Origin of the sequence: Pseudomonas moorei, from assembly GCF_042846945.1 — a bacterium.
Taxonomy (GTDB): domain Bacteria; phylum Pseudomonadota; class Gammaproteobacteria; order Pseudomonadales; family Pseudomonadaceae; genus Aquipseudomonas; species Aquipseudomonas moorei.
Map to the genome: position 1 here is coordinate 2,692,377 of NZ_AP035776.1, position 20,467 is coordinate 2,712,843.

Below are 20,467 nucleotides of genomic sequence, written 5' to 3' on the forward strand. Positions count from 1 at the left end.
AGGAATGCTTCATGACTGACAGGCCAGGTTACTGTCGCCCGCAGGAAGGCACTCAGCCGCCTTACCTGCACCCGACGTACCCATCCAACAACCTGTACTCGCCGTCCAATCCTCTGGTGTTCTTGTCACATTCGTTGTCGGAAATGACCGGGCCGACCATTGGCGCCGAACACATCATCGTCTGACGCGTATTGACTGATTAACCCGGTCGCTCTTGCGTCTTTCGCTGGCAGGCCAGCACCTACAAGGGATCGACGTCGCTAGGGCATCTGTGGAACGGGGCTGTTGCAAAGTGTGTCTAGACTCTCACTGTTCCCATTGAGTGAAAAACAATGACAACGACTACTGTTTCAGAACCGCTATACACCGGCGAAGAGCGCAACAAGCGGATCTTCGCCATTGTCGGCGCCTCGTCCGGCAACCTGGTTGAATGGTTCGATTTCTACGTATACGCCTTCTGTGCGATCTATTTCGCGCCTGCCTTTTTTCCGTCCGATAACCCAACGGTGCAGTTGGTCAACACCGCTGGCGTGTTTGCCGCCGGGTTCCTGATGCGACCGATTGGCGGATGGATTTTTGGCCGTGTCGCGGACAAGCACGGGCGCAAGAATTCGATGCTGATCTCGATTCTGATGATGTGCTTCGGCTCATTGCTCATCGCTTGTCTGCCGACCTACAACAGCATCGGCGTCTGGGCACCGATCATGTTGCTGTTCGCCCGTTTGCTCCAGGGCCTTTCAGTGGGTGGCGAATACGGCACCACCGCCACCTATATGAGCGAAGTCGCGCTCAAGGGGCAGCGTGGCTTCTTTGCTTCTTTCCAGTACGTGACGTTGATTGGCGGGCAGTTGCTGGCCGTTTCCCTGGTGGTGATCCTGCAACAGTTCCTCAATGAGGACGAATTACGTGCTTACGGCTGGCGGATCCCGTTCGTGGTCGGTGCGGTGGCAGCGCTGATTTCGTTGTTCCTGCGTCGTACGCTCAAAGAAACCACCAGCAAGGAAATGCGTGAAAACAAGGACGCCGGCAGCATCGGCGCTCTGTTCCGCGACCATAAAGCCGCGTTCATCACCGTGCTCGGCTACACCGCCGGCGGCTCGCTGATTTTCTACACCTTCACCACCTACATGCAGAAGTACCTGGTGAACACTGCCGGCATGCCCGCCAAGACCGCCAGTTACATCATGACGGGCGCACTGTTCCTTTATATGTGCATGCAGCCATTGTTCGGCATGCTCGCCGACAAGATCGGCCGTCGTAACTCGATGCTCTGGTTCGGCGCCCTCGGTACGCTGTTCACCGTGCCGATTCTGCTTAGCCTGAAAAGTATCAGCAGTCCGTTCCTCGCCTTCATGCTGATTACCGTGGCGCTGGCGATCGTCAGTTTCTACACCTCGATCAGCGGTCTGGTGAAAGCCGAGATGTTCCCGCCGGAAGTCCGGGCACTGGGCGTGGGCCTGGCGTATGCGGTGGCGAATGCGATCTTCGGCGGTTCGGCGGAATATGTGGCCTTGAGCCTTAAAGCGGGAGGCATGGAAAACTCCTTCTACTGGTACGTGACCGTCATGATGGCGATCGCGCTCCTGTTCAGCCTGCGCCTGCCCAAGCAAGCGAAGTACCTGCATCACGACCTTTGAACCATACTCGCGGGCCCGAGCGGCCCGCGCCTTCAGGGACTGTTTATGAACGAGCGACCGGGCAATCAATTGTTCGATGCCTATTTCACTGCCCGCGATATGCGTGAAGTGTTCTGCGATCAGGGCCGGGTTCAGGCCATGCTCGATTTCGAAGCGGCGCTGGCCCGGGCCGAGGCGCGGGTCGGGCTGATTCCGCAGACGGCGGTGGCACCGATCGAAGCGGCGTGCCAGGCCGGGCATTACGATTTTGCCGCTCTGGGCGAAGCCATTGCCACGGCGGGTAATTCGGCGATTCCGTTGGTCAAGGCCTTGGGCAAACAGATCGCGGCGCACGATGCCGAAGCCGAGCGCTATGTGCACCTGGGCGCCACCAGTCAGGACGTGATGGACAGCGGCCTGGTGCTGCAACTGCGCCGGGCGCTGGAACTGATCGACAGCGATCTGGCGCAACTGGGCCAGACCCTCGCCATCCAAGCCCGACGCTATGTGGCCACGCCGCTAGCCGGGCGCACCTGGTTGCAACACGCGACGCCGGTCACCCTCGGCATGAAGATCGCCGGCTGGCTGGGTGCAGTCACCCGCAGCCGCCAGCGTTTGCTCGAACTCAAGCCGCGTTTGCTGGTGCTGCAGTTCGGTGGCGCCTCGGGCACCCTCGCGGCACTCGGTGAGCAGGCAATGCCGATTGCCCAGGCCTTGGCCGAAGAACTGCACCTGACCTTGCCCGATCAACCCTGGCACACCCAGCGTGATCGTCTGGTGGAGTTCGGTTCGGTGCTGGGTCTGATCGCCGGCAGCCTCGGCAAACTCGGGCGCGATATCAGCCTGTTGATGCAAACCGAAGCCGCCGAAGTGTTCGAGCCTTCGGCACCGGGCAAGGGCGGTTCCTCGACCATGCCGCATAAACGCAACCCGGTGGGCGCGGCGGTGCTGATCGGCGCGGCGACTCGCGTGCCGGGCCTGCTCTCGACGCTGTTCAGCGCCATGCCACAGGAACACGAGCGCAGCCTGGGGCTGTGGCATGCCGAATGGGAAACCCTGCCGGAGATTTGCTGCCTGGTGTCCGGCAGCCTCAAACAAGCGCTGTTGGTGACCCAGGGCCTGGAAGTGGACGCCGATCGCATGGCGTGCAACCTCGACCTGACCCAGGGCCTGGTGCTTGCCGAAGCGGTGAGTATCGTTCTCGCCCAACGCGTGGGGCGCGATACGGCGCATCATCTATTGGAGCAATGCTGCAAACGCGCGGTGGCCGAACACCGGCACCTGCGCGCGGTGCTCGGCGACGAGCCGCAAGTGACCGCCGAGCTGTCGGCGGCTGAACTCGATTATCTGTTGGACCCCGCCCATTACCTCGGTCAGGCCCGTACCTGGGTCGAGCGAGCGGTGGCTGAACATTCTGCGTTGACTGCCTGAAGGAGATTGCTGTGGCTTTCGTACAACTCGCCGAGGGCGAACTGCATTACCAACTCGACGGCCCGGCCAATGCGCCGGTGCTGGTGCTGTCCAATTCCCTGGGCACCGACCTGCACATGTGGGACGCTCAAATGACGGCCTTCACCGAGCATTTCCGCGTATTGCGTTTCGACACCCGTGGCCACGGCCAGTCGCTGGTGACGCCGGGGCCTTACAGCATCGAGCAATTGGGTCACGACGTGCTGGCATTGCTGAATGCCTTGCACATCGAGCGAGCGCATTTCTGCGGCCTGTCCATGGGTGGCTTGATCGGCCAGTGGCTGGGGATCAATGCCGGCGAGCGCTTGAATTCGCTGGTTGTGTGCAACACCGCAGCGAAAATCGGCGATCCGTCGGTATGGAATCCGCGCATCGAAACCGTTCTGAGTGACGGTGCGGCGGCCATGGTTGCATTGCGCGATGCGTCGATTGCGCGCTGGTTCACCCCGGACTTCTCTGCCGCCAACCCGGCGGCGGCCAAGCAGATCACCGACATGCTGGCGTCCACTTCGCCTGAAGGCTATGCAGCCAACTGCGCCGCAGTGCGCGATGCCGATTTCCGTGATCAATTGGCCTCGATCAAGGTGCCACTGCTGGTGGTTGCCGGCACCGAAGATGCCGTGACGCCGCCGTCCGGCGGGCACTTCATTCAGGAGCATGTGTCGGGCGCCGAGTACGCCGAGTTCTATGCGGCGCACTTGTCCAATGTTCAGGCCGGCGCCGCGTTCAGTGAGCGTGTGCTGGCGTTTTTGTTGGCTCATTAAGGGGATCTGTCGTGGACGAGAAGCAACGTTACGACGAGGGCATGAAAGTCCGTCGCGCCGTACTGGGCGACGCCCATGTCGACCGCAGCCTGAACGCATTGACCGAGTTCAACTCGGAGTTTCAGGAAATGATCACCCGCCACGCCTGGGGCGACATCTGGACCCGCCCAGGGCTGCCGCGCCACACCCGCAGCCTGATCACCATCGCCATGCTGATCGGCATGAACCGTGAGGGCGAGCTCAAACTGCACCTGCGCGCCGCCGCCAACAATGGCGTGAGCCGGGGTGAGATCAAGGAAGTGATCATGCAGAGCGCAATTTACTGCGGCATCCCGGCGGCCAACGCGACGTTCCACCTGGCCGAGTCGGTGTGGGATGAGTTGGGAATTGAATCGCGGGAGTGATCCCGCGATTATTGTTGCTTGAACTGACGCCATCGCGGGCAAGCCCGCTCCCACACAGTTTTGTGTCATGCCCAAAACATGCGGCATACATAAAACCTGTGGGAGCGGGCTTGCCCGCGATGGCGTCAGTACATCCCATATTGATGTGTCTGGAAAATTGCCATCGCGAGCAGGCTCGCTCCCACCCATAGATCCCCTGTAGGCGCTGCCGCAGGCTGCGATCTTTTGATTTTAAAGCAGGCTGATCGGATAGCTGATGATCAGGCGGTTCTCATCGAACTCGTTGTTGCTGTAATCCCGGCGCATGGTCGAATTGCGCCATTTCAGGTTCAGGTCTTTCAGCGCACCGCTCTGCACGGTGTAGCCCAGTTCACTTTCACGACCCCATTCCTTGCCATCAGTGATGTTGCCGGTGTGCACGTTGTCGCCGCTGATGTAGCGGTTCATCAGGGTCAGGCCCGGCACGCCGAGGGCGACGAAGTTGTAGTCGTGACGCACCTGCCAGGATTTTTCCCGGGCGTTGTCATAGCTGGAGTTGTAACTGTCGTTGGCCAGGGTGCCGCCGCTGGTGCCGTTGACCCGCATCCACGGACTGTCGCCGGTGAGCTTCTGCAGGCCGACGTAGAAGGTGCTGCCGCCGTACTTGGCCGAGAACAGGCCGTACATGGTTTTGTTGTCCAGCTCACCGGCGCGGGCGCTGCCGTCATCCTTGCCGTAGAAGAAGCCGAGGTTGGCGCCCAGGGTCCAGTCGCCCAATGGCTGGGTGTGCACCAGGTTGATGAATTGCTGGCTGTAGATGTCCTTGAGTTCAGCGTTCCACACACCGATCTGGGTGCGTTTTTCGTTGAACAGGTATTCGCCGCCCTGGAAGTTGAAACGGTCAGAGGTGAATGCCGCTTTGCCGGTCATCGACATGTCGCTCATGCTGCTGTCGTCACGCGGGCTGTTCTGCCGGAATTGGCCGCCGTAGAGCGTCAGGCCGTCGATTTCCTTCGACGTGATCTGGCCGCCGCGGAAGGTTTGCGGCAGGGAGCGGCCGTCGTCCGAACGAAGGATCGGCAGCACCGGCATCCAGTCGCCCACCTTCGCTTCGGTCTGCGACAGCTTGGCCTTGAACGCCACGTTGGTGCGACCGAAGTTGTCCGCCGGGCGGCCATCGTGATCCAGCGGCAGCAACTGCGTGCCACCGGTACCTTTGCCGCCGTCGAGTTTCACCGAGTACAGCCCCAATACATCCATGCCGAAGCCGACGGTGCCTTGGGTGAATCCGGATTTGGCATCGAGGATGAAACTCTGCGTCCACTCCTCAGCCTTGCCTTGAGCCTTGGTCGGGTTGGTGAAGTTGCGGTTGATGTAGAAGTTGCGCAGGTTCAGGTTGACCTTGGCGCCTTCGACAAAGCCTGACTCCTCGGCATGGGCGGGCAGGGTTGCGCTCGCCAGGGCTACGGCGATCAGACTGGGAACGAAAAACTGCGCGGTGGAAGGCTTCATGGGCTCGGGTCTCTCTAATTCTTGGGGGTGAACGGGGGCATGCCGCTACCCGATGGGTGCAGACAAAAAACGGGTTAACTCGGGGGGTGAAACCTTGGGGTCAGCCGGACAGGGCAGGGCGCGGGGGCATGGTGTCGAACCTGTTGTTATTGGTCTTGTGGAGCGGATGGTGCGGGGAATGTACTAGATGGTTCAATCGGTATTGGCAGGTTTTGGGCGATTATCGAACAGAAAAGGTGGGCGTTTGCATCGCGATTTCGCAACCATCGCTACCAGCGTCGATAGCAACAGTGAGGTTGACAGCAAGGCTGGTCTGGTTGCTGGGGTGCAAGAATTTTATAGGACGACTGTTCTTGTGTTTACCCATAGTGGCTTGCTATATCAACTTTAGAAAGGCAGTGTTGGTTTGACTTAAATCTTCAATGTATATATGTGCTTATCAAGCTTCAAGCTGATAGATCTGATAGTTGTGGTGGCTGGATGGTCGGGATTAATCTCTATCAGTAGGTCTGAAATTCCAGATTGTGTAAGTTGCATGAATTGGAGGCAGTCATGAATGAAGTCGAAAATAAATTTAATCCTGTTGTAAGAGATAATGATCATTTGTCTGTAGCGAATCGAGCGATCCCCAAGGCTGCGGGCAGAGTGATAGGTTATTATCAAGTTAATAATGAAAAAGAAGAAGAAGTAGAGTTAAGGGATGTATATTGTTATTTTTGGGGGGCGGAGCGTTCTTTTAACCTGGCGGCCCTGGATACCAGCCATGAGACGAGAGTCCATCTTGTAGGTGAGGGGCTGGAGCAAGGGAGAACGTACCCAATTTCGTTCGAGGAAAATGATTTCCAGTTATGGTTCGATAAAGTGGGTGTTACGACTGGGAATGAATCGATTCAAAGAAGAAGTTTGGGCGGTGAGCTGACTGTCATGTTTATTGAAGAGTCGCGCAAGTCGGTCGAGGGACGTTTTTATTTTACCTTTCTGCAAGAAAATCCTAATACTTCTTTTAGTCGGAGAATTAATCTTAGTTTTGCTTTTAGTGTGGTGGCCGGAAATTAAGTCAAGGCGGTGAGGCGCTGTGCATAATGGCGGTGTTAGAGAGGTAAATATAAAAGCCCCATTATGGGTGATAAGTCCATGATGGGGCTTTTTGGCATTAAGGAGTCAGAAATACTTCATCTTCGGCGCTTCTTCCTTCAACGGCTCGTTCTTCGCCGTCTGCTCGTTCCAGCCACCCCCCAGTGCCTTGTACAGATTGACCTGGCTGACCAGTTGCGCCAGACGATCGGTGACCAGTGCCTGTTGGGCGCTGAACAGCTGACGCTGGGCATCGAGGAAGGTCAGGTTGCTGTCGACACCGATGCGGTAGCGGCGCTCGGCCAGACGGTAGTAGTCCTGGTTGGCACTGACAAAGTCTTGTTGTGCCTGCAACTGCTGGACGTAGGTCTGACGCGCGGCCAGGCCATCGGCGACTTCCTGGAAGGCCGTTTGAATGGACTTCTCGTAGTTCGCCACGCCGATGTCTTTCTGGATCTTCGAGTAGTCCAGGCTCGCGCGCAGGCTGCCGGCGTTAAAGATCGGCAGGTTGATTTGCGGCTGGAACAGCCAGGTGCCCGAACCGCCCTTGAACAGACCGGACAGGTCCGGGCTCAGGGTGCCGGCGTTGGCCGTCAGGCTGATGCTCGGGAAGAACGCGGCCCGTGCGGCACCGATGTTGGCGTTGGCAGCCTTGAGGTTGTATTCGGCCTGGAGGATGTCCGGACGACGTTGCAGCAAGTCCGACGGCAGGCCTGGCGGTACATCGGCCAACAGTTCGTCAGACAACGGTCTGGCGGCGGGCAGGTTGGCCGGCACGCCGGTGCCGAGCAGCAGCACCAGGCTGTTTTCATCCTGGGCGACCTGACGGGTGTACTTGGCCAATTGCGCGCGGGCGTTTTCCACCGAGGTACGCGACTGCGCCAGGTCCAGGGCCGAGGCGACCCCCACTTCGTTGCTGCGGGCGGTGAGCCTGTAGCTCTCCTCGAACGCGCCGAGGGTGTCCTGGGTGACTTTCAGCAGTTCCTTGTCGGCTTGCCAGGTCAGGTAGGCGTTGGCCACGCTGGCCACCAGACTGATCTGCGTGCTGCGACGGCCTTCTTCGGTGGCGAAGTATTTCTGCAAGGCTTCTTCGCTCAGGCTGCGCACCCGACCGAACAGGTCGAGCTCATACGCGCTGATACCGACCGTTGCCGAGTAGGAGCTGTTGATGCCCGCTTTACCGGTTTGCGAAGCATCGGCCGGAACCCGTTGGCGGCTGCCGCTGCCATTGGCCGAAACGGCCGGGAACAGGTCAGCGCGCTGGATGCGGTATTGAGCCGCGAAGGCGTCGATGTTCAGGGCCGCGACACGCAGGTCACGGTTGTTTTCCAGGGCGACCTGGATCAACTGTTGCAGCGCAGGGTCATGGAAAAACTGCTTCCAGCCTTGTTCCGCGGTGGCCTGGGCGGGTGCCTGGGCCGGCGAATACGCCGGCCCCTGCGGGTATTGATCCGCCACCGGTGCTTGCGGCTGCTGATAATCAGGTATCAGCGAGCAGCCACCGAGTACGAAGGCGGCGACTGCCAGGGAGAGTAGCGACTTGCTCATTAGCCAGCCTCTTTAGGAGTTTCAGTGGCGTCTTCCTGGTCGACGTTTTTACGTTGACCCATGGCCGACACGGTGACGAAGAACAGTGGGACCCAGAAGATCGCCAGTACGGTTGCAGTGATCATACCGCCGATTACCCCGGTACCGATTGCATGCTGGCTACCCGAGCCTGCACCGGTGGAAATAGCCAGTGGTACCACGCCGAGGACGAAGGCGAGCGAGGTCATGATGATCGGTCGCAGACGCATGCGGCAGGCTTCGATGGCGGCATCGCGCAGGCTGCGTCCCTGCTCGTGCAGTTCCTTGGCGAACTCGACGATCAGAATGGCGTTTTTCGCCGCCAGGCCGATGGTCGTCAACAAGCCCACCTGGAAGTACACGTCGTTGGACAGACCACGCAGGCTGGTGGCCATCAGCGCACCAATGATCCCCAGCGGCACCACCAACATGACCGCGATCGGGATCGACCAGCTTTCATACAGCGCTGCCAGGCACAGAAACACCATCAGCAGCGACAATGCGTACAGCGCAGGCGCTTGCGAACCGGACAAACGTTCCTCGTACGACAGACCAGTCCAGGAAATACCGACACCCGCCGGCAGTTTCTGGGCAATGGCTTCGACTTCGGCCATGGCTTCACCGGTGGAATAACCTGGCGCCGGAGCACCGAGGATTTCCATCGCTTCCACGCCGTTGTAACGGGCCAGTTTCGGCGAGCCGTAGATCCACTCGCCCTTGGCGAACGCCGAGAACGGAACCATGGTGCCGGTGGTGTTACGCACGTACCACTTCTTCAGATCTTCCGGGCTCATGCGCGCGCCGGGCTGACCTTGTATGTACACCTTCTTCACCCGACCGCGGTCGATGAAGTCGTTGACGTAGCTACTGCCCAGGGCGATGGACAGGGTGTTGTTGATTTCGGCGATGGTAATGCCCAGGGCACTGGCCTTCTCGTCATCGATTTCCAGCTGGTACTGCGGTTCATCGTTCAGGCCGTTCGGACGGACTTGCGACAGCACTTTGCTCTGCGCCGCCATGCCGAGGAACTGGTTACGGGCCGCCATCAGCTTTTCGTGACCGATGCCGGCGCGGTCTTGCAGGAACACGTCAAAACCGGTGGCGTTACCCAGTTCCAGTACGGCTGGTGGCGCGAAGGCGAACACCATGGCGTCGCGGAAGGTGAAGAAGTGCTGCTGGGCGCGGGCCGCGACTTTGAACACGTTGTTGTCGGCGTTACGTTCATGCCAGGGCCTGAGCATGATGAACGCCATACCCGAACTCTGGCCACGACCGGCGAAGTTGAAACCGGTCACGGTAAACACCGAGTTCACCGCATCCCCTTCACCACCATCCTTGCCAGGGCGCAGCAGGAATTCACGCATCTCGTCCACGACCACCTGGGTGCGCTGGGCGGTCGAGCCGGCAGGCGTCTGCACCTGGGCGAACAACACGCCCTGGTCTTCTTCGGGCAGGAACGCCGTTGGAATACGGGTGAACAGCCAGATCATGCCGACCACGATCAGCAGGTAAGCCAGCAGGTACGGGGCCTTGTTCGCGAGCATACTGCCCACTCCGCGCTCGTAACTACGTACGCCACGGTCGAAGTTGCGGTTGAACCAGCCGAAGAAGCCGCGTTTGGGCGTGCCGTGGTCGCCTTTGGGAATCGCCTTGAGCATGGTGGCGCACAGCGCCGGGGTGAAGATCAGGGCCACCATTACCGACAGGGCCATGGCCGAGACGATGGTGATCGAGAACTGCTTGTAGATCACACCGGTGGAGCCGCTGAAGAACGCCATCGGCAGCAGTACCGCCGACAATACCAGGGCGATACCGACTAGGGCGCCCTGGATCTGCCCCATGGATTTCTTGGTGGCTTCCTTGGGCGACAGGCCTTCTTCGCTCATGACCCGTTCGACGTTTTCGACCACGACGATGGCATCGTCCACCAGCAAGCCAATGGCCAGGACCATACCGAACATGGTCAGGGTGTTGATGCTGAAACCGGCCGCCGCGAGGATACCGAACGTACCGAGCAATACCACCGGCACAGTCATCGTGGTGATGACGGTGGCGCGGAAGTTTTGCAGGAACAGGAACATCACCAGGAACACCAGCACGATCGCTTCGACCAGGGTTTCAACCACACCCTTGATCGACTCGGTCACCACCGGGGTGGTGTCGTACGGGAACACCACTTCCATCCCTTGCGGGAAGAACGGCTTGAGGTTGTCGATGGTCTTGCGCAGGGCTTTTGCCGTATCGAGGGCGTTGGCACCGTTGGCCAGTTTCACCGCCAGGCCGGAAGCCGGCGCACCGTTGAACTGGGCGTTGATGCTGTAGTTCTCACCGCCCAGGCCGATTTCGGCGACATCCTTGAGGCGAACCTGAGAACCGTCCTTGTTGACCTTGAGCAGGATCTTGTCGAATTGCTCGGCGGTCTGCAGGCGGGTCTTGCCGATGATCGTTGCGTTCAACTGCGTGTTGGGCAAGGCGGGCAGGCCGCCGAGCTGGCCGGACGAAATCTGCACGTTTTGCGCCGCGACGGCGGTTTTGACGTCCACCGGAGTCAGGTTGTAGTTGTTCAACTTGGCCGGATCGAGCCAGATACGCATCGCGTATTGCGAACCGAATACCTGGAAGTCACCGACACCGGCGGTCCGGGAGATCGGGTCTTGCATGTTCGATACGATGTAGTTGGACAGGTCGTCCTTGGTCATGCTGCCGTCGCGCGATACCACGCCGATCACCAGCAGGAAGTTCTTCACCGCCTTGGTCACGCGGATACCCTGCTGCTGCACTTCTTGGGGCAGCAGTGGGGTGGCCAGGTTCAGCTTGTTCTGGACCTGAACCTGCGCGGTATCGGAGTTGGTGCCTTGCTCGAAGGTCGCGGTGATGGTCATGGTGCCGTCGGAGTTACTTTCCGAAGACACATAACGCAGGTTGTCGATACCGTTGAGCTGTTGCTCGATCACTTGCACCACAGTGTCCTGCACGGTTTGCGCGGAAGCGCCCGGGTAGGTCACGGAAATGGCAATCGCCGGAGGCGCAATGCTCGGGTACTGGTTGATCGGCAGCTTGAGGATCGAGAGTGCCCCGACCAGCATGATCACCAGGGCAATTACCCAGGCGAAAATCGGACGGTCGATGAAGAATTTTGACATGGTTTACTCCCCTTTACCGCCAGCGGCTTTATTAGCTGCCTGAGCGGGTGCCGGGTTCTTTTCGCCAACGTTGGTCGCTTCACTGGCTTTGACTTCGATGCCAGGTTTGACGAATTGCAGTCCTTCGGTGATCAACCGATCGCCAGCCTTCAGGCCGTCTTCGATCAGCCACTGGTTGCCGACGGTGCGGCTGGCCTTGAGCTGGCGCAGTTCGACCTTGTTGTCGGGACCTACGACCAGCGCGGTCGGGCTGCCTTTGAGGTCACGGGTCACGCCCTGCTGCGGAGCCAGAATCGCCGCGCTGTTCACGCCGGCCTGCAGCTGGGCATGCACGAACATGCCCGGCAGCAGCGTATGGTCAGGGTTGGGGAACACGGCGCGCAGGGTCACGGAGCCGGTGGTCTGGTCCACTGAGACCTCGGAGAATTCCAGCTTTCCGTCCAGTTTGTACTGGCTGCCGTCCTCGAGGGTCAGCTTGACCTTGGCGGCGTTGTCGCCAGCCTTTTGCAGGCGACCGCTTTCCAGTTCGCGGCGCAGTTCAAGCAGCTCGACCGAGGACTGGGTCACATCGACATAGATCGGATCCAGTTGCTGAATCACGGCCATTGCTTCGACCTGGCCGTTGCTGACCAGCGCGCCTTCGGTCACCGAAGAACGACCGATACGGCCGGTCAACGGCGCGTAGACCTTGGTGTAGCGCACATTGATCTGGGCGCTTTGCAGCGCGGCTTCCGATTGCAGGCGGTTGGCCACGGCGGTGTCGTATTCCTGACGGCTCACGGCCTGCTCATCGACCAGTTGCTTGTAGCGGTCGGAGATCGATTTGGTCGAACGCAGGTTGGCTTCGGCACTTTTGAGCGTCGCTTCGTAGACCGACGGATCGATCTGATAAAGCTGCTGGCCGGCTTTGACATCGGCGCCTTCCTTGAACAGGCGCTTGAGAATGATGCCGTTGACCTGGGGACGGACTTCAGCGATGCGGAACGCACTGGTGCGGCCCGGCAGTTCGGACGTCAACGTAAACGTTTGCGGTTGCAGGGTAACGACGCCGACCTGAGGCGGTGGTGCGGCCGGGGCTGCCTCTTCCTTTTTACATCCGCTGAGCAGCGATGCCAGGGCGACGGCGGCGACCAGAGCGGTAACAGCTGGCTTGAATTGCATGAAAATCCTCGGGTCAGGCGCGCAATACACGCACAAGAAAAGATGGAAGGTTAAAAAATGGGTGCCGGGTGGATAAGTAGCTTGCTAAGGAATATACTTACATTCATGGTTGTTTGTAAACACCTTGGCACTGTACCCACACCGTTACAGAAGCCGCTTAAAGGTCCGAATTGTTGGTCCGGGGACGACACCCGAAAGGGCTCGTCCCCCTTTTATTCAGCTGATACTCAAACATCGCTGAAGCATCCTGATTGAGGTTGTACTGCCATGGTCCGTCGTACCAAAGAGGAAGCTCAAGAAACGCGCAGCCAGATACTCGAAGCGGCCGAAAAAGCCTTTTTTGAAAGGGGCGTGGCGCGCACGACGCTGGCCGACATCGCGACCCTGGCCGGCGTCACGCGCGGGGCTATCTATTGGCATTTCAGCAACAAGGCGGACCTGGTTCAGGCCATGCTCGATACCTTGCAGGAGCCACTGGACGAAATGGCCAAAGCCAGCGAAAACGAGGACGAACCTGATCCGCTGGGCTGCATGCGCAAACTGTTGATTCATTTGTTCCATCAAATTGCACTGGACCCGAAAACCCGGCGCATCAACGAAATTCTGTTTCATAAGTGCGAATTCACCGACGAAATGTGCGACCTGCGTCAGCAGCGCGTGTCAGCCATCCTCGACTGCAATGTGCGGATCGGCCTGGCGCTGAGCAATGCAGTGAATCGTGGGCAGTTGCCGGAAAACCTCGACACCGCCCGGGCGGCCATCAGTTTGCACGCCTATATCGACGGCATCCTGTATCAGTGGCTATTGGCCCCCGACAGCTTCGAACTGCACATCGAAGCCGAGCGCTGGGTCGATACAGGGTTGGACATGCTGCGCCTGAGCCCCAGCCTGCGTAAGTGAAACAAAATGCTTAATCGGTTCCGCGTGTGTCAACCGCTGAAGCGGTAGATGAACAGTTATTCACGCGCTTTGCCGTAATGGGGAGCTTTTATATACGCACCCTCGCCGGGATGACAGATAGCAAGCTCGGTATTTTGTAGGGATTTTGTGTCGATTCTGTAGGCGATGTGGGCACTTGGCATAAATCCAAAGCAAAATCCCGCCCTTTGTAGTAGCGAGCCTGCTCGCGATGGCGGTGGGTCAATGACCGAAAATTGACGGTGATCACCTACCTCAGACTGTCCTTCAGCTAATGGGTATTCGCACGGACTTGCCCACCCATTTGCATTCGACCTGACCAGTCATTTGCATCGGATTTGACCAGCACGATGCGTGGATGTGAGCGGCAGAGATCGACCGATTCTGTTGAAAAAGTCGGCCATGGTTTACGCAGCAGTGAAGTATGCGTTCGAGATTGAAATCTTTACTTTCGGGGGAAGGTTTCCGGACTCGGAATTCACTTAGCAGCATGCGAAAAAGGCGTTTTCACCCGTCAATGATCAAGCCATATGGGCGGATCGACTTTTTCAACAGAATCGCCCAAAGCAGTCCATGAAATGAGGTGAAAACGGTGATCTAGGGCCATAACCCATGTACTAACCCTAACATTCTCATTGCCTTCCACGGATCGGATAGGCGACTGCGATCAGGTTAATAAGAAGAGGAGTCCTTTCATTAGTGCTTGTAACTTTTAGGTGGCGTAGTTGCCGCACGCAGGTATTCCCCCGCATGCGGCTCTCCCGCTCACCTCAAGTCCCCACCTAAACTAGGCGTGCCAAACCCCGCCAACGACGCGTTGGATTGGCTGAAGTAGCCATTCCAGAACGCGTTCAACGCATCCATGGTTTTACCTGAGCGATAGCCTTGTTTGATGTCATCGGTGATCAGGCCAGCACCTGTGACATAGATGCGAGCGCCGGAAAGATCGGCGAACAGGTTGTGTGTCCGGGCATTTTTCAGCTCGTCGGCGACCACCAGATTCTTGATCTGATTTTTCGCGTAGAAGCTGGTGTAGTCGCTGTTTTCCAGCATGTCGCTGATTAGGAATACCACGTGATCGTGGGTCTTTTCGGCAGTTTTGATGTCGTCGCCGATTTTGCGCAAAGCGTTCATGATTTCGCTTCTCGGAATGTCCTGACGGGCATCACGCAGGCTCTTGACGAACAGTTTGCCGAAGCCGGTTTCGAAGTCTTGTGGCTGACGGGCCAGGCACTGGTCCAGGGTGCGCAGCTTGCGTGCGCTGGCGTCGTCGCGGGCTTCCTCTCCGATATTTTTGTCGAGCTTGCCGGCATAGATCAAACGTAGGTATTCGCCCGGCAGAAACGCCGAAAAGCTGTAGAGCTTGATGCTGTCACCGGGTTGCACGAAACGGGTGATCTGACCCCAGGCCTGCTTCTGGATATCTTCCGGAACGGGTACGGTCTCATCGACCACGACGATCAGTTCGCGGCCTGAAGAGGTGGGCTTCAGTTCAGGCAGTTGGGCGGTTTCGTAGCAACTCTGCAGGTCGTTGCGCTCGATGGCCAAGGCGATGTGAGGCATCACCAGGGCTGCGATCATCAATGCCTTCAGGGCTTTCATGCGCTGACTCCTGCGACCTTGAAGATGCCAAGTTGCTTAAGCAGCTGCTGTTGTTCACGGACACTTTTGAGAGTGGCTTCGTCTTGCTTCAGGGCTTTTGCCAAGGTTGGCAATTGCTCATCAGTAACGCTCGTGAGGTCGTGGAAGGCATTTGCGTCAATATCTGCCAGCACCGCCACGGGTGCCACTGCCACAGGTTCGGACACTGCCGCAATGGCTGCTTCCAACGCCTGGACAGGTTGAGCGGCTGGGATTACCGGTGCCACTTCAACCGCTGGCATCGTGTTGATACGCTCTTGGCCGTGTTTCAGAGCTTTCTCCGCGGTACGACGCACCATCACATACGCGTTGAAGTCACGCTTTTGAATAGCTGAGCCTTTCATCGCGTTGAGGTGTTCGGCATTGTTGGTCATGCGGGTGGAAAGCTTCTGCTGCAGCATGCTCAGCTTATGGTCGGCATGGCCGGAGATTTTGGTGCGCTCGCGTTCCATCCAACGAACCATTTCGTCCGCGCTGTTGAATTTATGTGTGTAGTTGTAGGCGCGGCGCGAGTGGACACCGGCGAAACCAAAAATGCTCGCGAGCCAGCAGGTAATGCACTGGATGGCGACGTAGATGACCGAGAGGATCAGGTAAGTGGTCAGCGACGCTTCTCGGATCGCTTGCATCTTGTCGTCGATGGTTTTGTTGTCAGCCGAGTCGTTGACCGCTTTGGATTCATCCGGCAGTTCAAATGGGCTGGCTTTGGTAGAGCCGGCACTATGTAGGCTTTCAGCGCGCAGCGAGTTGACCATCTCATCCTGAATGCTGTCGAGCGTCTTGGCGCGAACCACGAATGCGGCGACCGACATAATCATGATAATGCCGACGAAGGCGCCGATTAGCAGGTACTTGGGCGTAACGTCGACTGAGGTGGCGATGCGCGACAGGATGCGGTTGTAGTCCTTGTCGTTGCTGTCGCTGAAGCTGTCTTCGATGTTGATCGAATCGATTTGCTTAAGGTGGTTCGAGCGCGAATCGGATGCGTCGCCACGCCACCAGGCTCGGGCCTTCTTGATTAGGCTGTTGTGGTGGATAGCGTGACCGGCCGCCTCGGCAAAACCGCAGGAAATGACCGCCAGGAGGATTGCCACGCCAATAGCCTGATAGCGTTTGTCACTGGCCGACGCGTCGAGGCTCAACCAGCCCGACAGTACGTAACCAAAGCCGATGGCTTCAACGACCAACAGGACGGCGGCCAGGATAAACACCCAGGCTGGACGCGGTTTGCGACCGGCCTCGCCTATTTTTTTCAGATAATCCTGACACTGGCGAAAGAACTCCGGGCTCTTGTCAACCTGCCCGTATGCTTCGTAGTAGTCATTGCACAGATCGTACTCGGAGTTGGTCCAGCCATCTGGGCGAATGGTGGGTTCTTTACTGGCTGAGCGCGATACCGTGCCAATCAGCGGTACACCGTGCCAGATACGCATGGTGAAGTAGCCGACCTTCTCCCAGTAAAATTTCAGCAGGCACAGCAGGACGAAAAGAGCGGTGATGCTGATGATCGCCATCTCGTTTGCGGCAATAAAAGCCTTGAAAGCTGCCATCGCGGATTCTTGCACGTTCGATATCTCCGTTTATCTACTATTGGGTGCTGACAGGGGCGTATGCGACGGTGTAGCTCTGCTCGCCGACGGGGTAGAACAACGCACCGCGTTCGGCGGTTGCATTGCCTTTGCTGAATACAACGTCCATGCAGGCTACCGGTGCTTTGGGTTCGCTGATGAATACGCGGTACAGCACTTCTTTCTCGCCTTCGTAGGTGTTGGCGACGGCGTTCATTTTCGGCAGCGGCTTACGGTTGCCATCGCCATACCCTTTCACCACTTGAATGAAGGGTTGTTTACCGACTTCGGCGCCTTCGCGGAGGATGGAAACCGGGGAGATGGTGACCAGGTTGCCATTGACGGTGTTGGCCCAGACTCGGTTGTTGTAGCCCGGTAGGTAGTCGCGGGTTTTCACGCCATCGAGCGGTTTATCGGTAGCCAGGCTGATGACGTCACCGCTTTCTCGCGGCATGTCGTCCTGGCAACTGCCAACGGGAATGTCGCTGGCATTAGCCGCGCTAACGAAGCTGAATCCGCCGGTTTTTGGCGTGATGTTTTGGCCCAGATTCCAATGCATGCTGGCGGTTGGCACACCGCCAAAGTCCACGGCCGGTTTCGCACCATTGCTGTTTTTAGTGCTGATGGTTTCCACTGGGGTGACGGTGGAAGGCGATGGTAATGTCGAGCTTGCCGCGACCGAAGGGGCTGCAGGCTTGCTCACCGGTTTGGCAGTGGATGCGCCGTGGGCCAGGTATTTGGCGTTGGACTGCTCGGCTTTGGCACGCCTCACCAATACTTCCTGGGAGGTCAGTTCTGCGATTTCTACCCGGCGGTTTTCAGTACGGCCTTCGAAGGTACTGTTGTCGGCCAATGGCCGCGAAGCGCCGGCGCCCTGGTAGAAAATCGAAGTCGAAGGAATGCCTGCGGCCATCAATACTTTGCCGACGGTGCGCGCACGACGTTCGGACAGTTTCTGATTGGTTGCGCTACTGCCGGTGGCGTCAGTGTGACCTACCACCAGTAAACGTCGGGTGTTCGCGATTTTAGGATCGACATTGGCGTAGGCGGCTGCCACTTTGGCGACGCTTCGCTGGCCGCTGACAGTGAGTTGGTCGGAGCCGGTGTCGAACATTCCAGAGTCTTCGATTTGCGTCACGAGACCGGCATCCACCGGCGCCGCATTGGGTGTGGCCGACGCAGTCTGAAGTTGTTCTGAATGGATCTTCAGGTTTTCTTCTTTGGCAATTCGATCCAGCTCTTGCATCCGGCTTTGCCAGACCGATCCTGCGTAGCAGCCAACTGCTGTGCCCGCCGCAGCACCAATCAGTGCGCCTTTCTTGCCATTGAGGGCGTAACCCGCCGCACCACCGGCAACCAGCCCGGCACCGCACAAGATCGCCGTGCCGTAGTCTTTGCCCAGTTGATCGAATTGGGCAGTAGAGCACCCGGAAGCCAGCAGCAATGCACTGGCAAGCGTCGTGAAACGAAATGCGTTGGTCATCTCAAGTCCATTTCAATGCTGTTCTACAAAACGCCGTTACACCGAAATGCTGATAAAAACTCAGTATCCAGGCAAAACAAAATGCGCTCGGGAAGTGCGTATTGGGGGCGAGGTCAAGCGCCGACCGCGGTTAAAGGCCGCCAGCGTTTGTCGGTGGTATAGCGCAGTAGGGAAGGACGTAAATGAACAAGTCCCGGCGCAATATTTTTAATTCGCGCGCAGCTTTTGGCGGGCCCGGTCGAAGAATGGCCGAGGCAAAATTGGTTATCTTGTTCAAGCGAAGTCCTTTTCCACGAAGTGCACTGCTGAGTCCTGCATGATGGCTAAAGGGCATCATCTATTTTGATACTAAATGCAACAAAGAGGGATGTCACGAAAATGTTTGGTCTGGAGCTGCTGCTCAACGCAGAAGAGGGCCGTCTGGATTTTTGGGGTGGAGAGGGCGATTCAAGGCTTAGAGGGTGGCTTTCACATATCTGGATTTTTTACTTTTTGGCCGGTACCGGCCAGTTGTGAATGACTGGTATTGGCCGATTATTGCCTATGGTCAAGGCCGACAATCGGCTGAGCGGTCATTAAGAGTATTTACAAAACGTGGTGCGATTCAGTTCATGGCGTTTGCCAGCTCAAGTTCGGACAGCAACGACTCGGGCAAAGCTTGCAATGCTTGCAATGGTTGCGAATGCAACTGCCCCCCATAGCGCGAACGTTGCTCCATGCTCGCTCGATAACATGAAGCAATAAGCAACCAGCGCTGCACCAGTTGCCTGTCCAACCAACCTTGACGTAGCAACCATGCCGCTTGCACTGCCGGCACGTGTCGGTGGCGCGCTACCCATAAAACCTTTGAGGTTAGGTGCTTGGAAAAAACCAAACCCAATGCCTGACATGCCCATGCGCCAGCCTATATTCAAAGTCGACGGATCATCAGGCATAAGTACTAGAGCTACCAACCCAAGGGCCAGTATCGAAAGACCGACTCCACCTAGTGCGCCGGGAGAATAGTGATCACTCAAACGACCGGCAATTGGGGCCATTATCGCTACCATGACAGCCCAGGGCGTCAATAAGAAACCCGCCTCTACCGGCGATTTGCCAAGCGTCACAAAGAAATAAAACGGCAAGGCTACGAACGCCAGCCCTTGTGCTGCGAAGGTACATACGGACGTCACGACAGAAAGCGCAAACATGGGTCGACGGAGCAGATCAATCGGCAGCATGGGCGCCTTATGACCTGCCTGCCGATGTATGAGCAGCGCGAAGAACAAGGCCGTGCCCGCCAATTCCATTGCAAGGGTAGTGAATTTTTCCTGGTGGGCTGCATCGCCGAACAACAAAATCAAAAAGCTGAACGCGACTATGTTGTAGAGGGCAGTCAGACCATCAAACTTGTGGGTCGCCCGGCGGGTATCAGGCAATGCTTTGCGCCCCAGGAAAAGTGCGACCAGGCCGAGTGGAACGTTGATTGCGAATAACCACGACCAACTGGCGACTGACAAAATAAGGGATGACATGGTCGGTCCGATCGCAAAAGCGACTGCAACCACCAAGGCGTTGGTCCCATAACCACGTCCTAGCATACGCGTCGGGTAAATGGCTTTAAGCATGGCTGTATTCACACCCATAACGGCGCTAGCGCCAATTCCTTGTAACAGCCGAGCTATGACCAGTGAAGGCAATGACCACGCCAGCGCACAGGCAAGTGATGCCAATGTGAATAAGAACAGTCCGAAAATCAGAACCCGCCGGTAAGAGATGATTTCACCCAATGCAGCGAACGGGAGGAGCGTTGCGACCATCGCTAACTGATAGACGTTGATGATCCAAACCGATGATGCAGGTGTTGTGTGCAATTGAGTCGCTATTGCAGGTAAAGCAACATTGGCTATTGCGGTGTCGAGTGATGCCATGGCGACACCGATCGCCAACGAAAATATCGCGAGGCGACGGGCGTTTTCGGGCAACCCATCGGGCTGAGAAGTGGCGGTCTCTGCATCCATTGTTGTTTGTCTGGACATGCTGGCTCCTAGATGTTGAGGAGGTTTCTTCTATCAAGTTTGCTTCGTTGGTATTGCTCACTTGGCGGTGCTTGGGTGTGAAGCAATCTTCCGCCGCTTGTTTGATAGCGTCCAAGACCGATATGCAATCCTTTATATAGGTCCATCCTA

General features: G+C 57.6%; 15 protein-coding genes and 1 pseudogene. 8 read left to right on the forward strand and 8 right to left on the reverse strand.

All coding sequences use genetic code 11. The annotated features are described in order from the left end of the window. Positions 1–11: 11 nt before the first annotated feature. From ACGJAX_RS12435 to pcaC, 5 genes and pseudogenes are all read left to right on the forward strand, one after another. Positions 12–176 (forward strand): annotated as a pseudogene (locus ACGJAX_RS12435) (protocatechuate 3,4-dioxygenase subunit beta); the annotation flags it as partial. 156 nt (positions 177–332) lie between these two features. Next, positions 333–1,637, forward strand: coding sequence for an MFS family transporter (locus tag ACGJAX_RS12440; RefSeq protein ID WP_390959145.1), 1,305 nt, complete (start codon positions 333–335; stop codon positions 1,635–1,637). 45 nt (positions 1,638–1,682) lie between these two features. Beyond that, the gene (locus ACGJAX_RS12445) at positions 1,683–3,047 is read left to right on the forward strand and encodes a 3-carboxy-cis,cis-muconate cycloisomerase (RefSeq protein WP_390959147.1); all 1,365 of its coding nucleotides are present in this window, start codon (positions 1,683–1,685) and stop codon (positions 3,045–3,047) included. 11 nt (positions 3,048–3,058) lie between these two features. After that, positions 3,059–3,850, forward strand: a complete 792-nt coding sequence (gene pcaD, locus ACGJAX_RS12450; RefSeq protein ID WP_390959149.1) for a 3-oxoadipate enol-lactonase — start codon at positions 3,059–3,061, stop codon at positions 3,848–3,850. Between the two features lie 11 nt (positions 3,851–3,861). After that, positions 3,862–4,254: a 4-carboxymuconolactone decarboxylase gene (pcaC, locus tag ACGJAX_RS12455; RefSeq protein WP_247254814.1), complete on the forward strand. Its 393-nt coding sequence runs from the start codon at positions 3,862–3,864 to the stop codon at positions 4,252–4,254. A gap of 231 nt (positions 4,255–4,485) precedes the next feature. On the opposite strand, the gene ACGJAX_RS12460 is transcribed toward pcaC, so the two are convergent. Further along, entirely contained in the window at positions 4,486–5,745 is a 1,260-nt protein-coding gene (locus tag ACGJAX_RS12460; protein ID WP_390959151.1) for an OprD family outer membrane porin, read from the reverse strand. A 552-nt stretch (positions 5,746–6,297) separates the two neighbouring features. On the opposite strand from ACGJAX_RS12460, the gene ACGJAX_RS12465 reads away from it, so the two are divergent. Then, complete coding sequence (locus ACGJAX_RS12465; RefSeq protein WP_390959153.1) at positions 6,298–6,801, forward strand: hypothetical protein; 504 nt, start codon at positions 6,298–6,300, stop codon at positions 6,799–6,801. A 105-nt stretch (positions 6,802–6,906) separates the two neighbouring features. Here the strand turns inward: ACGJAX_RS12465 and emhC are convergent, their stop codons facing one another. The 3 genes from emhC to emhA are packed head-to-tail and all read right to left on the reverse strand — an operon-like array spanning position 6,907 to position 12,689. Then, entirely contained in the window at positions 6,907–8,367 is a 1,461-nt protein-coding gene (gene emhC, locus ACGJAX_RS12470) for an efflux RND transporter outer membrane subunit EmhC (RefSeq protein ID WP_390959155.1), read from the reverse strand. After that, a complete protein-coding gene (gene emhB, locus ACGJAX_RS12475) occupies positions 8,367–11,528 on the reverse strand; it encodes an efflux RND transporter permease subunit EmhB (RefSeq protein ID WP_390959157.1) in 3,162 nt (1,053 codons plus the stop codon). Before emhB ends, emhC begins: the two co-directional genes overlap by 1 nt. A 3-nt stretch (positions 11,529–11,531) precedes the next feature. Continuing rightward, positions 11,532–12,689: an efflux RND transporter periplasmic adaptor subunit EmhA gene (emhA, locus tag ACGJAX_RS12480; RefSeq protein WP_390959159.1), complete on the reverse strand. Its 1,158-nt coding sequence runs from the start codon at positions 12,687–12,689 to the stop codon at positions 11,532–11,534. A 267-nt stretch (positions 12,690–12,956) separates the two neighbouring features. Here emhA and emhR point away from each other — a divergent pair, with 267 nt between their 5' ends. After that, on the forward strand, positions 12,957–13,589 hold the full coding sequence (emhR, locus tag ACGJAX_RS12485; protein ID WP_390959161.1) for an efflux system transcriptional repressor EmhR: 633 nt from the start codon (positions 12,957–12,959) through the stop codon (positions 13,587–13,589). A 783-nt stretch (positions 13,590–14,372) separates the two neighbouring features. Here emhR and ACGJAX_RS12490 read toward each other — a convergent pair. Genes ACGJAX_RS12490 through ACGJAX_RS12500 form a run of 3 tightly spaced genes read right to left on the reverse strand, consistent with a single transcriptional unit; the run spans position 14,373 to position 18,299 of the window. Beyond that, entirely contained in the window at positions 14,373–15,209 is an 837-nt protein-coding gene (locus ACGJAX_RS12490; RefSeq protein ID WP_390959163.1) for a hypothetical protein, read from the reverse strand. Continuing rightward, positions 15,206–16,813 (reverse strand): hypothetical protein, encoded by a 1,608-nt coding sequence (locus ACGJAX_RS12495; RefSeq protein WP_390959165.1) that lies wholly within the window; start codon positions 16,811–16,813, stop codon positions 15,206–15,208. Before ACGJAX_RS12495 ends, ACGJAX_RS12490 begins: the two co-directional genes overlap by 4 nt. A 22-nt stretch (positions 16,814–16,835) precedes the next feature. Then, a complete protein-coding gene (locus ACGJAX_RS12500; RefSeq protein ID WP_390959167.1) occupies positions 16,836–18,299 on the reverse strand; it encodes an OmpA family protein in 1,464 nt (487 codons plus the stop codon). Positions 18,300–18,677: 378 nt separating this feature from the next. Between ACGJAX_RS12500 and ACGJAX_RS12505 the strand changes: the two genes are divergently transcribed. Beyond that, on the forward strand, positions 18,678–18,815 hold the full coding sequence (locus ACGJAX_RS12505) for a hypothetical protein (RefSeq protein WP_390959168.1): 138 nt from the start codon (positions 18,678–18,680) through the stop codon (positions 18,813–18,815). Between the two features lie 110 nt (positions 18,816–18,925). On the opposite strand, the gene ACGJAX_RS12510 is transcribed toward ACGJAX_RS12505, so the two are convergent. Next, positions 18,926–20,317 carry an MFS transporter gene (locus tag ACGJAX_RS12510; protein WP_390959169.1) on the reverse strand — a complete coding sequence of 464 codons (1,392 nt, stop codon included), beginning with the start codon at positions 20,315–20,317 and terminating at the stop codon, positions 18,926–18,928. Positions 20,318–20,467: the final 150 nt, after the last annotated feature.

Bases quoted from the DNA above. Each gene is read 5' to 3' on its own strand.
- emhB (WP_390959157.1), bottom strand. From the start codon at position 11,528: ATGTCAAAATTCTTCATCGACCGTCCGATTTTCGCCTGGGTAATTGCC.
- ACGJAX_RS12445 (WP_390959147.1), top strand. From the start codon at position 1,683: ATGAACGAGCGACCGGGCAATCAATTGTTCGATGCCTATTTCACTGCC.
- emhC (WP_390959155.1), bottom strand. From the start codon at position 8,367: ATGAGCAAGTCGCTACTCTCCCTGGCAGTCGCCGCCTTCGTACTCGGT.
- ACGJAX_RS12505 (WP_390959168.1), top strand. From the start codon at position 18,678: ATGTTTGGTCTGGAGCTGCTGCTCAACGCAGAAGAGGGCCGTCTGGAT.
- ACGJAX_RS12465 (WP_390959153.1), top strand. From the start codon at position 6,298: ATGAATGAAGTCGAAAATAAATTTAATCCTGTTGTAAGAGATAATGAT.
- ACGJAX_RS12500 (WP_390959167.1), bottom strand. From the start codon at position 18,299: ATGACCAACGCATTTCGTTTCACGACGCTTGCCAGTGCATTGCTGCTG.
- emhR (WP_390959161.1), top strand. From the start codon at position 12,957: ATGGTCCGTCGTACCAAAGAGGAAGCTCAAGAAACGCGCAGCCAGATA.
- ACGJAX_RS12510 (WP_390959169.1), bottom strand. From the start codon at position 20,317: ATGTCCAGACAAACAACAATGGATGCAGAGACCGCCACTTCTCAGCCC.
- emhA (WP_390959159.1), bottom strand. From the start codon at position 12,689: ATGCAATTCAAGCCAGCTGTTACCGCTCTGGTCGCCGCCGTCGCCCTG.
- ACGJAX_RS12490 (WP_390959163.1), bottom strand. From the start codon at position 15,209: ATGAAAGCCCTGAAGGCATTGATGATCGCAGCCCTGGTGATGCCTCAC.
- ACGJAX_RS12460 (WP_390959151.1), bottom strand. From the start codon at position 5,745: ATGAAGCCTTCCACCGCGCAGTTTTTCGTTCCCAGTCTGATCGCCGTA.
- ACGJAX_RS12440 (WP_390959145.1), top strand. From the start codon at position 333: ATGACAACGACTACTGTTTCAGAACCGCTATACACCGGCGAAGAGCGC.